At 51.0% G+C, this 12,546-nt stretch carries 10 protein-coding genes; 9 read left to right on the top strand and 1 reads right to left on the bottom strand.

Annotation, left to right across the window (positions count from 1 at the left end):
- The first annotated feature begins 38 nt into the window (after positions 1 to 38).
- The 9 genes from IE181_RS00105 (at position 39) to IE181_RS00065 (ending at position 11,356) form a co-directional block, all read left to right on the top strand.
- Complete coding sequence (locus tag IE181_RS00105) at positions 39 to 1,262, top strand: aspartate kinase (RefSeq protein ID WP_191249534.1); 1,224 nt, start codon at positions 39 to 41, stop codon at positions 1,260 to 1,262.
- Between the two features lie 77 nt (positions 1,263 to 1,339).
- Positions 1,340 to 2,350, top strand: coding sequence for an NAD(P)H-dependent flavin oxidoreductase (locus tag IE181_RS00100; RefSeq protein ID WP_191249533.1), 1,011 nt, complete (start codon positions 1,340 to 1,342; stop codon positions 2,348 to 2,350).
- 56 nt (positions 2,351 to 2,406) lie between these two features.
- Positions 2,407 to 4,668 (top strand): phosphoenolpyruvate--protein phosphotransferase, encoded by a 2,262-nt coding sequence (gene ptsP / locus IE181_RS00095; protein ID WP_229819024.1) that lies wholly within the window; start codon positions 2,407 to 2,409, stop codon positions 4,666 to 4,668.
- Between the two features lie 218 nt (positions 4,669 to 4,886).
- Entirely contained in the window at positions 4,887 to 5,981 is a 1,095-nt protein-coding gene (locus IE181_RS00090; RefSeq protein ID WP_191249532.1) for a helix-turn-helix domain-containing protein, read from the top strand.
- A gap of 151 nt (positions 5,982 to 6,132) precedes the next feature.
- A complete protein-coding gene (gene ispG, locus IE181_RS00085; RefSeq protein ID WP_191249531.1) occupies positions 6,133 to 7,245 on the top strand; it encodes a flavodoxin-dependent (E)-4-hydroxy-3-methylbut-2-enyl-diphosphate synthase in 1,113 nt (370 codons plus the stop codon).
- A gap of 20 nt (positions 7,246 to 7,265) precedes the next feature.
- The gene (gene hisS / locus IE181_RS00080; RefSeq protein WP_191249530.1) at positions 7,266 to 8,525 is read left to right on the top strand and encodes a histidine--tRNA ligase; all 1,260 of its coding nucleotides are present in this window, start codon (positions 7,266 to 7,268) and stop codon (positions 8,523 to 8,525) included.
- Positions 8,522 to 9,601: a peptide chain release factor 1 gene (gene prfA / locus IE181_RS00075; RefSeq protein WP_191249529.1), complete on the top strand. Its 1,080-nt coding sequence runs from the start codon at positions 8,522 to 8,524 to the stop codon at positions 9,599 to 9,601. Before hisS ends, prfA begins: the two co-directional genes overlap by 4 nt.
- Positions 9,598 to 10,494 carry a peptide chain release factor N(5)-glutamine methyltransferase gene (prmC, locus tag IE181_RS00070; protein WP_191249528.1) on the top strand — a complete coding sequence of 299 codons (897 nt, stop codon included), beginning with the start codon at positions 9,598 to 9,600 and terminating at the stop codon, positions 10,492 to 10,494. Before prfA ends, prmC begins: the two co-directional genes overlap by 4 nt.
- Positions 10,495 to 10,672: 178 nt before the next feature.
- Complete coding sequence (locus IE181_RS00065) at positions 10,673 to 11,356, top strand: DUF4167 domain-containing protein (protein ID WP_191249527.1); 684 nt, start codon at positions 10,673 to 10,675, stop codon at positions 11,354 to 11,356.
- A 93-nt stretch (positions 11,357 to 11,449) separates the two neighbouring features.
- Here the strand turns inward: IE181_RS00065 and IE181_RS00060 are convergent, their stop codons facing one another.
- Complete coding sequence (locus IE181_RS00060; protein WP_191249526.1) at positions 11,450 to 12,313, bottom strand: SDR family NAD(P)-dependent oxidoreductase; 864 nt, start codon at positions 12,311 to 12,313, stop codon at positions 11,450 to 11,452.
- Positions 12,314 to 12,546 lie beyond the last annotated feature (233 nt).

Below are 12,546 nucleotides of genomic sequence, written 5' to 3'. Positions count from 1 at the left end.
CTGGATTGTGACGACTGGATTTTGAAAGACATACTCTTATGGCCAGAATTGTAAAGAAATTTGGGGGAACATCGGTCGGTGATATCGATCGTATCAGAAATGTAGCGGCACGGGTTAAGAAGGCAGTGGATGAAGGTCACGAAGTGGCTGTTGTTGTGTCCGCTATGTCCGGCACCACCAATCAGCTTGTTGGGTACTGTCGGGATGCTGCACCGCTGCATGATGCGCGGGAATATGATACCGTTGTCGCGGCAGGCGAGCAGATTACCGTTGGTCTGTTATCTATTTGCCTACAGGAAATGGGTGTTCCTGCCCGTTCATTCCTTGGGTGGCAAATCCCGATCAAGACAAATACTGTGCACGGGTCGGCTCGGATTGAAGACATTGGTACAGAAAAGCTGGAAGAATGCTTTAAGGGTGGCCGTGTTGCTGTGATTGCAGGTTTTCAGGGCGTTGCCGAGGATGGCCGCATTGCGACATTGGGGCGTGGCGGTAGCGACACGTCTGCGGTTGCGGTTGCGGCAGCGGTGAAAGCAGACCGCTGTGACATCTATACGGATGTTGATGGTGTCTATACAACAGACCCCCGTATTGTGCCCAAGGCGCGCAAATTGGATAAAATCACCTATGAAGAGATGCTGGAAATGGCATCCCTTGGCGCAAAGGTTCTGCAGACACGGTCTGTTGCCCTTGCAATGAAATTTGGGGTGCGGACGCAGGTGCGTTCGTCATTTGAAGATACCCCCGGAACACTGGTTGTTGATGAGGAAGAAATCGTGGAACAGGAAGTTGTCAGCGGGATTGCATATTCCCGCGGTGAAGCAAAAATCACGCTGGTAGCACTGGAAGACCAGCCAGGTCAGGTAAGCCATGTATTCGGGCCACTAGCAGATGCAAATATCAATGTTGATATGATTGTTCAGTCGGCTTCAGACGACGGCAAATCTACCGATGTTACCTTTACTGTGCCGGAAGATGATCTGCAGCGCGCTGTAAAAGTATTGGACGCAGCGAAAGACCAACTGAATTTCCAGGAATTGCAATATACTGGTGATGTTGTAAAAGTATCCGTTGTTGGTGTTGGGATGCGTAGCCATGCGGGTGTTGCCCGCAAGATGTTTGATGTTTTGGCGGAAAAAGGGATTAACATTCAGGTTATCTCCACGTCGGAAATCAAGGTTAGCGTAATTATTGACGCAGCTTACACCGAACTTGCTGTGCGTGCACTGCACACAGCGTATGGGTTGGATGCAGCCGAATAGAGCATGAAGCTGTCTGATGGGGCGGTGTCGGTCTTATCCGGTGCCGCGTCCTGAAGCTTGCTAGCGTAGGAGGGTATATGTCACAAGCAGGTCTTGATCGGCTAAATAGTTTGTGGAAGCGTGGTACGGATTTTCTCGGCACAAACTATGCTATTTTGGGTGGGGCAATGTCCTGGGTTTCAGAGAGAAACCTTGTGTCTGCTATATCGAATGCTGGTGGATTTGGTGTCATTGCCTGTGGCGGCATGAATGCTGAGCAGCTTAAACAGGAAATTCGGGCAACCCGTGCACTGACGGACAAGCCATTTGGTGTTAACCTGATTACACTGCACCCCGAACTGGATAGTTTAATTGATGCATGCCGTGATGAAAATGTCAGCCATGTTGTTTTGGCGGGCGGCATGCCGTCCGGGGATGCGATCGCCAGAATCAAGGCTTTTGGTGCCAAGTTAATGTGTTTCACGCCGACGGTTGTTTTTGGTAAAAAACTGATCCGGTCAGGCGTGGATGCAATTATCATCGAAGGCACAGAAGCGGGTGGACATATCGGTCCGGTTTCTACCAGCGTCCTGGCACAGGAAATTCTGCCCGAAATTCGTGATGTTCCTGTCTTTATTGCGGGCGGCATTGGTCGGGGTGATACCATTGCCTCCTATCTGGAACTGGGTGCTTCCGGTGCACAGTTGGGGACACGGTTTGTGGTCGCGGAAGAATGTATCGCCCACGAAAACTTCAAGAAGGCGTTTATCAAGGCCAAGGCCCGGGATGCCGTTGCAAGTGTACAGATAGATAGCCGTTTTCCGGTCATTCCTGTTCGCGCCCTGAAGAATGATGCAACAGAGGACTTTATGCGTACGCAGCATGATGTCGTTACCAAATTTCAGTCGGGTGAACTGGACCAGCATGATGCTCAGATGCAGATCGAGCATTTCTGGGGTGGAGCGCTTCGACGTGCTGTGATTGACGGCGATGTCAAGTCTGGTTCTGTCATGGCAGGTCAAAGTGTTGGCATGGTAAAAAAGATAGACACGACAGAAAATATCATTCAAGAACTTGTGGCTCAGGCTACATCGTACCTGGAAGAATAAAAGGGGAACCGAGGTCGTTTGCGATCCGGTAACCAACAGAGATAAGGGGGAAATCCTTGCCTGACCATGTAAGTCAGCCAAGATTACTGTTGAGACGTTTGCACAGTGTAATGGCAAGCGGCGGTTCAGCAGAAGACCGACTTAGGCGCGTGGTACAGGTTATCGCTCAGAATATGGTCGCAGAGGTATGTTCTATCTATCTGCGGCGTGCGGGGTCCATCCTTGAATTATTCGCAACCGAAGGCTTGAAGGAAGAAGCAGTTCATCTGACCCGTTTGCGGTTTGGTGAAGGCCTTGTTGGGTTGGTTGCAGAACGCGGGATGCCGCTGAATTTATCAGAGGCCCCATCCCACCCTAAATTTGCCTATCGTCCGGAGACAGGCGAAGATATTTATCACAGTTTTCTCGGGGTGCCGATCCTGCGTCGCAGCCGTGTGGCGGGGGTGCTGGTTGTCCAGAACGTTGCCTCGCGTCGTTATAAGACCGAAGAAATTGAAGCGCTGCAGACCATTGCGATGGTTATCTCCGAGCTTGTCGGTTCAACAGAGGTTATTGCCCCCGAAGAGCTGAGTGAAGATTCAAGCCGCGCGGGTGGCCCGATCACGGTAGACGGAAAACGTCTGGCATCCGGTATCGGCGCAGGGATAGCTGTCTTCCATGAACCACAGGTTCAGATCTCCAAAACCGTTGCAGATGATGTCGACGAAGAAAGTATCCGGCTGGAAGAAGCGATCGCGACACTTCGCCTGCAGCTTGAAAATATGCTGGACCACCCAGATTTGGAGCATGGGGGCGAACATAGAGAGGTATTAGAGACGTACCGGATGTTCGCCTATGATCAGGGCTGGCAGGATAAAATGCGGGAAACGGTTCTGTCGGGTCTGACGGCTGAAGCCGCTGTTGATAAAGTTCAGCAGGAAAACCGAATCCGGATGAAAAAGATTCGGGACCCTTATCTGCGGGAAAGGCTGGCCGACTTCGAAGACCTGGCGACCCGTCTTATTAGAATTATTCAGGGTAAAACTGACCCCGGCCATGAAAAACTGGAAGAAGATTCAGTACTGGTGGCGCGTAACATCGGGCCGGCGGAACTGATGGATTATGACCGATCGTTCCTAAAAGCCATTGTTATGGAAGAAGGGTCAACCACGGCCCATGTGACAATCATTGCACGTGCAATGGGTATCCCGGTTCTGGGGCAGGTAACCGGGCTTCTTAATCATGTAGAATCCGGCGAATATATCGTCGTTGATAGCGATCATGAACATGCCTATGTGCGTCCGACCGAAGATATTATCGAATCTTACCGCGATGCGATGGAACTCCGGGTCAAACTGCTAGCGGAATATGCAGCAGAACGGGATTTACCCGCGACCACACTAGACGGTGAGAATGTTACGCTCTTGATGAACGCAGGGTTGTTGGTGGATTTGCCAAGTCTGGATGAAACCGGTGCGGAGGGTATTGGTCTTTTCAGAACCGAATTCCAGTTTATGGTTTCACCGGCGCTCCCGCGTGTCGATGAACAGACCAAGATTTATTCCGCAGCCATCGAGGCTGCTGGTGACAGACCTGTTGTATTTCGGACCCTTGATATCGGGGGTGACAAACCTGTACCCTTCCTGCCAAGGGAGCCAGAGGAAAACCCTGCGATGGGTTGGCGTGCGATCCGTATCGCGCTCGACCGGCCTGCGTTATTGCGCTACCAGTTGCGGGCACTTCTATATTCGGCGGCCGGTAAAACACTGCATGTTATGTTCCCCATGATCGCCGAAGTGGCAGAGTTGCGGCGCTGTAAAAAAATCCTGCAGAAAGAAATCGACCGTCTCGACCGATTGGGCAAAGACAAGCCTGTGGCGGTGAAGGTCGGTGTGATGCTGGAAGTACCCTCTCTTAGCTGGCAGTTGGATATTCTGTTGCGGGAAATCGACTTTTTGTCGATTGGCACAAATGATCTGATGCAATTTTTCTTTGCATGTGACCGCAGTAATCCAAAACTGGCGGACCGTTATGATTTAATGGCCCCTCCTGTACTTGCGTTCCTGCATTCTGTTGTTCGTGCCTGTCACCAGGCCGGTGTTCCGGTAACGCTTTGCGGTGAAATGGGGGGGAGACCACTTGAAGCAATGGCATTGATTGCCCTTGGTTTAAGGCGTTTATCTATATCCCCGTCCGCAATGGGTCCGGTCAAAAGAATGATCCGCAGTGTAGATTTGAAAAATCTGCGGCAGTTCATGATGGAAAATATTACATCACCAGAGCATTCGATTCGCGACTCGCTTTTACTTTTTGCCCGGGATCACAATATCAGGTTGTGACTGTTCCGGGAATAAACACAATATATGCGATAATATGTGCCATATTGGTGTCTTTCTGGGAAACTGTTTGACTCATAAGTGTAAATTGCTTTTCATTTCCACGTTCAGGAGAGTTGTAGCAGGGTGTCGGGTTTAAAATTACTCGCCGTACCTGCGTTCTGATGGTTGCCAGAGATAAAGTGAAAATACTTACTCTGGTGTGGGACAGGGACAATACTATGACGACAGACAGGCAATCTGTTGCAGCGTTGATTAAACAAGCACGTATCGCAAAAGGGGTGTCGATTAAAGATATCTCTCGGGATATTTGCGTATCTTCTTTTTACCTGGAAGCAATCGAGGCCGGGCAATATGACAAATTGCCTGAAAAAGCCTTCGCCCATGGGTTCGTCAAAGCCTATGCAAAGGCTGTGGGACTTAACGATTGCAAGGTGGTGGAACTGTTCAAAGCCGAACTATCGCATCAATCCGGTGAAGAGGGCCCGTCTGGCCAAGGTAATCAGGCAGCTTGTAAATCCGTAAAAATTGCACCGCCACCGAAAAAATCGCTGCTGGCAACATGGGGTGCCGGACTGACAGGCGTGATTGGGATGATTGCAACATGGTTCGTCGTGGGCGCAATGCCGACCGCACCAACGGCAACCGTGACCAGTCTTGCTTCGAACACGCCTGTGCAGCAGCAAGCGTTGGTTTCTGCCACTTCTGATATGCAAAATAACATACAGGCTGATCCCGTGGTGGTTGATCAAGTTGCCGATCAGTCGGAGCGATTGGTTGCAACAGGGCAAATGGTTGCAGCGTCTGCCTCTACAGAGACGTCCTCTGATAGTGCGGGACAAGAATCAGTAGCTTCAGAATCAACCCAGACAGATTCGAGCAGTCTATATGCGGATGCGTCCAGCGTCGGCGATGCCGGTACAGCACTCTTAGAGAAGAGTGACCCTATGGCGCCGGGGCAGGATCTCGCTTCTGATCATCTTGCTTCCACGCCTACTGAAGAAACGCCCGCCCGTGCATTTTTCCCTGCGGCTTACGCAGATACAGAGTATGGCTTTGAGGGTAAGATTGGCAAAGAGATCGTTCTCGAGGCGTTAGAGGACAGCTGGGTCCGTTTGGCAAATAGCGACGGTGTTGAAATATGGTCTGGTGTGCTGCGTCAGGGGGATTTGTATCGTCCCGCGGTGCCGGAAACGATTGTTTTGACAACCAGTAACGCAGGCGGCGTTCAGGTTAATCTGGGCAGTGTTGAGGGTGGTCCGCTTGGCAACCGCGGTGAAATTCTGACAGATTACACAATCAAGCTACCAATGTAGGTTCAATTTCGAGGGTGATGCCTGTCGCGTCACGCTCTGACTTCCCTATCTTTTTATCGGTGAAACTGCGTGCGGCGCTTGACGCGCCTGTGCGCAGGGGTATAACCCATATCAACTGGTATTGTTGAACCGTTTAGGAAAGCATAAGGTCATGAGCATCCGCCCCTGGAGAGATGTTGTTCGCCGCAAGTCAAAGCAGATTATGGTCGGCTCTGTCCCCGTTGGTGGGGATGCCCCAATTACCGTACAGACCATGACCAATACGCTGACCAGCGACCCGGGCGCGACTATCGATCAAATTCGCCTTGCGGAAGAAGCCGGCGCAGACATTGTACGTGTATCCTGCCCGGACGAAGAATCTACAGCGGCCATGTCCGAGATATGTCGCGAAGCGGCTGTGCCAATTGTGGCCGATATTCACTTTCACTATAAACGGGCGCTGGAAGCAGCCGACGCAGGCGCGGCTTGTTTGCGTATTAATCCGGGGAATATTGGTTCTGCAGCACGGGTAAGAGAAGTGGTGCAGGCGGCTAAGGCGAATGGCTGTTCCATGCGGATTGGTGTGAACGCAGGCTCGCTTGAAAAGCATCTGCTTGAAAAATACGGAGAGCCTTGCCCCGAAGCACTGGTTGAAAGTGCGCTTGAGCATGCAAAAATTCTTGAAGACAATGACTTCACCAATTTCAAGATCAGTGTGAAGGCATCGGACCTGTTCCTTGCCGTTGCGGCGTATCAGGGGTTGGCAGATGTCTGTGATTATCCTTTGCACCTTGGAATTACTGAGGCAGGCGGCCTGCGTGGCGGCACTGTTAAGTCGTCGATTGGTATTGGATCGCTTTTATGGGCGGGGATAGGCGACACAATCCGTGTATCCTTGTCGGCGCACCCGGTCGAAGAAATCAAAGCAGGCTTTGAAATTCTGAAGTCTCTTGGCTTGCGGCACCGGGGCGTTCGTATTGTGTCCTGCCCATCCTGTGCCCGTCAGGCATTTCCGGTCATTAAAACGGTTGAAGTGCTGGAAGAGCGTCTGGCACATATTCATACGCCGATGAGCCTTTCCATCATTGGCTGTGTGGTCAACGGTCCGGGTGAAGCACGGGAAACGGACATTGGTCTTACGGGTGGCGGCAATGGTAATCATATGGTTTATCTGTCCGGTGTTACGGATCACAAAATCACGGATGACAAGCTTGTTGATCATATTGTAGAGCTTGTTGAAGAAAAAGCTGCGGCATTGGCAGAAGACGCCGCACAGGCATCCTAGCAAGATAAAAGGAAAAATCTGTGTCCAAACTCCAACCAGCGCGGGGTACGCGCGATATATATGGGGAAGACGCCCGCCGCATGGCTGCGGTGGTTGACTGTTTCAAAGCAACTGCAACTCAGTATGGTTTTGAAGAAATCCAGACGCCAATCTTTGAGTTTACAGAGGTGTTTAAACGCCCACTTGGGGAGGCATCGGATATTGTTTCCAAGGAAATGTATTCCTTCGAAGACCGGGGTGGTGAAGAAGTAACGCTGCGACCTGAGTTTACGGCCGGGATTTGTCGCGCCTTCATTTCCAACGGTATGCAGCAATCTTTGCCGCAACGGTTAATGGCATGGGGACCGGTCTTTCGGTATGAACGTCCCCAAAAAGGTCGGTATCGCCAGTTCCACCAGATTGACGCTGAAATTCTGGGCGCAGACAGCCCGGAAACAGATGTGGATCTGATCGCGCTGGCATGGCGGATGATGAAACAGTTAGGTATTGCCGACGATACTGTATTGCACCTAAACAGCCTTGGGGATGCTGAAAGTCGCCAACAGTACAGAGTGGCGCTAGTGGAATATCTGAACCAGCATAAAGACAATCTGTCTGAGGATAGCCAGCGTCGTTTGGAGACGAACCCGCTCAGAATATTAGACAGCAAGAATGAAGGCGACCGTGAGATAATCAAGGATGCACCAAGTGTTGAGGATCATATGACCGAAGAAGCTGCGGCTTTTATCGCATCGGTTCAAAACGGATTAACAGCCCTTGGTATTCCGTATGTGATGGATGACAAGCTGGTACGGGGACTTGATTACTATAACCATACGGTTTTTGAATTTATCACAACCGCGCTTGGGGCGCAGGGTACAGTTCTGGCAGGTGGCAGATTTGATGGTCTGGTTAGCCAGCTTGGGGGGGCTCCCACGCCAGGTGTAGGATTTGCGGGCGGTATTGAACGGCTTGCCATGCTGATGAAGGCAGCACCGGCTGTTGCGCGGTCTGTGGTCTTGCTGCCGATGGGTGAGGCCGCGACATTAAAGGCGTTTCCAATTGGAGAAGAATTGCGCGATGCCGGGTTTGATGTTGTTGCGGACCGTTCGGGCAATCTGAAAAAACGCCTGAACCGGGCCAATAAAAATAATGCCCGTGTTGCCATTATCCTTGGGGATAATGAGCTGGAACAAGGGGTTGCACAGGTAAAAGATCTGGACAGCGGTGAGCAGACCGATGTTGCGCTTGATATGCTGAAAACCGTCCTTGCTCCCATCATGTCAGGAGATGCTGAATGATCACTGAAGACCGTATTCGCCAGCTTCTGGAAAGATATGATTATCTGGAGCATTCTCTTGCAACGCCAGATGAGTTTTCCAATCAGGAATTCGTCAAGCTAAGCCAGGAATATTCCGAACTTGGTCCGGTTGTCGAAGCTGCGAAAGCCCTTCGTGAAGCAAGAGAGGAACTGATAGACCTTCAGGAGATGGTGCAAAGCGCTGAGGACGCCGAGATGAAAGAATTGGCGCAGTCTGAGTATCATGACCTGAAAGAACGTTTGCCCGAAATGGAGCAGGCTTTGTCGATCAAGTTATTGCCGAAGGATGCTGCGGATGAAAAGTCAGCTATTCTTGAGATACGTGCGGGCACTGGCGGTGATGAAGCAGCTCTTTTTGCAGGCGACCTGTTCCGCATGTATGAACGCTATGCACAGTCCCAGGGCTGGAAAGTAGAGATGATTTCAAGTGCAGCCGCAGATGTTGGTGGCTTCAAAGAAGTTGTTGCCAATATCACCGGTAAAGGCGTGTTTGCGAAAATGAAGTTTGAATCGGGCGTACACCGGGTGCAGCGCGTGCCAACCACTGAATCCGGTGGCCGCATTCATACGTCTGCGGCAACCGTCGCGGTTCTGCCCGAAGCAGAAGATGTTGATATCGAAATCCGCGATGAGGATATTAGAATTGATACCATGCGGTCTTCTGGAGCTGGGGGGCAGCACGTAAATACCACCGACTCTGCGGTGCGTATTACCCACCTGCCGACCGGTGTTGTGGTGACACAAAGCGAAAAGTCCCAGCATAAGAACCGGGAAAAAGCCATGCAGATTTTGCGGGCGCGCCTCTATGACATGGAGCGTGAGAAGCTGGCCAAGGAACGTGCAGACGACCGTAAGTCGCAAGTTGGTTCCGGGGACAGGTCAGAACGGATCAGAACCTATAATTTCCCGCAAGGCCGGGTAACAGATCACCGCATTGGACTGACCCTGCATAAACTGGAGCAAGTGTTAGCCGGTGAGGGCCTGGAAGAAGTTGTGGATGCTCTCATTGCAGAAGATCAGGCAATGAAGCTATCTGCGATGGAGGCTGGTTTTTGAGGAATTTGTCTGATTGGACGGTTCGGAGTGCGGTTGGCAAAGCAGGCGAATGTCTGAAAGCGGCAGGCATAGAAGGGTCGCGCAACGAGGCAGAAATTCTAATGGTCCATATTCTGGACTGGCCAAGGCATAAGGTTTTTCTTGAAGGCACCCATGTGCTTTCAACAGAAGAAACCACACGGTATTTTGAAGTGGTTGATCGCAGGGCCCAGTTTGAGCCGATGGCCTATATACTGGGGTCGCAGGAGTTTTACGGCAGAGATTTTTCTGTTACGCCTGCAACACTAATTCCGCGCCCGGACACGGAAACCTTGATTGATGTGGCGTTAAAGAGAGCACAGTTTCCAGCTAAGGGGGGCGTGCTGGCTGATCTTGGCACCGGCACAGGCTGCATTCTATTGACACTGCTATCTGAATTGAAGGCACGCAGTACAAGTGGTCGTTTTAGCGGTGTCGGGATTGATATTAGCGAGGCGGCACTAAAAGTTGCGGCAGGTAATGCTGCGGCACTAGGGATTGCCGATATGGCAGACTTCATTCAAGGAGACTGGTTTGCTGGTGTCCCTGTTTTAGAAGACGGATATGACTGTATTGTTTCCAACCCGCCGTACATTACAACCGATGAAATGACAGGGTTGATGCCAGACGTGCGCGACTTTGAACCGACGGGTGCACTGCACGGCGGGCCGGATGGATTGGCTCCGTACCGTATACTAACCACGCAGGCGGCCACATACCTGCGGCCCGGTGGTTTGCTAGCCGTTGAAATTGGATTCGAACAGGCAAAGGCTGTTAGTGCCATGTTTGTGCAAAATCACTATCAATCGGTTGAGGTTATGAAGGATTTGGCCGGCAATGACCGTGTTGTGAGCGGTTTTTGTCCAAAAAATTAAATTAATGCTTGGAAACTGCCGGCTATGCCGCTAGTGTCAAGAGGTCCCAAGCAATGCAATCTTTTGATTAAGATTTAGAGGACACTCTCCTTAATGGTATGACTGGCTTGGATAATAAGCTGACTCTGGTGGGTTGGGCTTGGGGCTGATTTCAGAAAAAAATTGGTACAGATATCCTATGAAGCAAGGACAAAACGCCCGAAAAGGCCGTGCACGCAATGCACAGCGGAAACACTCTAAAGGCTCTGCGGGTAATAATCGCAACGATATTAAAGTCAGGGGTAACCCGAAGCAGCATCTTGAAAAATACAAGACGCAAGCGCGTGAAGCATTACAATCTGGTGATCGTGTAACAGCGGAATATTACTTTCAGTTTGCTGACCACTATCAACGCCTGGTGAATGAAATGCAGCGTAATCAGCCGCAGAGTAATCGTAATCGCAGTGATAACAGGGCTGATGACGACGAGAACGGGCAGGTTGATGAAACAGCGGCTGATGACGTTGAAAATACCGAGGAAGCAGGGGCTGATACTGACGGTGAAGCACCGCAGCGCGGACGGGGCCGTGGTCGCTCTACGTCGCGTGGGCGCCGACCCAGGAAAGATGACGATCAGGTAACTTCTGGTGAAGAAGATGATGCGGTAGAGGAGCGTCAAAAACCAAAGGCTAAGGCCAAGGATAAGGTTGATAGTGAAGAAACTCAGGCGCAAGGACACCCTGAGCTTGATTTACCTTTCCTGAGCAAGCCGGTTCCGGTTGATGAAGATAAGCCGAAACGTCGCGGGCGCCCGAGGAAGGTTAAGCCAGCAGAGGGAGACGGGGACGGTGATACACCCGGCTCTGACGAGGCAGCAGCCTAATCTGCCAATAGATACAGTTTATGTGAAAAGCGGCTACAGAAATGGTGGCCGCTTTTTTCATGTCTGTAACCATGCCTGCAGTAGGCCGCCTTATCAGGGGGTATCAGAACTGCTGTTAGCAAACCAGGTGTCACAGGCTGCATAGTCTTCGTCAATTTGTTGGGCACGTTCCTGAAGAAAACCACGCATTTCCGGGGCGGAAAAAATATAGAATCGGTTTTGGTCAATACATTCCAGAACCCATCTGGCCAGTTTTTCTGGTGCCAGGCCACTTCGGATAACAGCTTCCATTTCTTTGAAACGGGCAATGTCGTCGGGGGAAGGTGCCGCAGGGGGCGCGCCCGCGCGGTTGCGGGAAGGGCTTCCGGCCTGCGTTGTGTGAATATTGGTATTGACCCAGCCAGGACACAGTACGCTAACCCCGATTGTGCTATCTAATAATTGCCCGCGCAGAGATTCGCTATACCCAACGACCGCGAACTTGGTTGCTACATAAGGCGGCATCTCGGGCGCGCCTAAATGACCTGCCATCGAAGCGGTATTGATGATGTACCCAGATTCTCCGTGAGCCTGCATGCGCGGCAGGAATATTTCACAGCCGAGCGTGACCGCCAGAAGATTAATATCCACAATCCAGCGCCAGTCCTCTGTATCAATTGTACCAACCGCCCCACTTAGGCCTACCCCCGCATTGTTGACGAGAAAATGAATATGACCAAATGTATCGGTCATATAGTCAGCCGCTTTTTGCAGATTTTCAGGCTTTGCGACATCGCATTCATATGTATCGAGATGGACGCCGTGCGGTGATAATGCCTTTTTCGCAGCTTCCAGAGCTTCTGCATCTATGTCAGCCAGCAGTATGTTTGTGCCGCGGTTTGCGAAAGCCTCGGCAATGGCAAAGCCAATACCGGATGCAGCGCCAGTGATAAAGGCGTTTTTCCCTTGATATTCCATTCTCTGAACTCCCCCTCAAACATGATAATGATGATATAGCCTTACGTCCCACGTAAGAGCCTAATCCATGGAAAACTGTCTGTCATGCCTGATGTTGTATTTCTGCATCCGGGTACTTGCAGTCAGACGAAAGAGTCACCACATAATTTATAATGGCATGCCACATATGGGTGCTATCATATTGTAAACATTGGTCGCTTGCATATAAGGGCCATATAATCATGGGGTTTTAA

It is taken from the genome of Kordiimonas sediminis (genome assembly GCF_014656395.1).
GTDB lineage: Bacteria > Pseudomonadota > Alphaproteobacteria > Sphingomonadales > Kordiimonadaceae > Kordiimonas_A > Kordiimonas_A sediminis.
This window is presented reverse-complemented; position numbering and strand designations above follow the sequence as displayed.

What these genes read in the sequence shown, in the direction of transcription:
- IE181_RS00060 (WP_191249526.1), bottom strand. Translation starts at nt 12,313, where the DNA reads ATGGAATATCAAGGGAAAAACGCCTTTATCACTGGCGCTGCATCCGGT.
- prfA (WP_191249529.1), top strand. Translation starts at nt 8,522, where the DNA reads ATGATCACTGAAGACCGTATTCGCCAGCTTCTGGAAAGATATGATTAT.
- IE181_RS00105 (WP_191249534.1), top strand. Translation starts at nt 39, where the DNA reads ATGGCCAGAATTGTAAAGAAATTTGGGGGAACATCGGTCGGTGATATC.
- IE181_RS00100 (WP_191249533.1), top strand. Translation starts at nt 1,340, where the DNA reads ATGTCACAAGCAGGTCTTGATCGGCTAAATAGTTTGTGGAAGCGTGGT.
- IE181_RS00065 (WP_191249527.1), top strand. Translation starts at nt 10,673, where the DNA reads ATGAAGCAAGGACAAAACGCCCGAAAAGGCCGTGCACGCAATGCACAG.
- IE181_RS00090 (WP_191249532.1), top strand. Translation starts at nt 4,887, where the DNA reads ATGACGACAGACAGGCAATCTGTTGCAGCGTTGATTAAACAAGCACGT.
- ispG (WP_191249531.1), top strand. Translation starts at nt 6,133, where the DNA reads ATGAGCATCCGCCCCTGGAGAGATGTTGTTCGCCGCAAGTCAAAGCAG.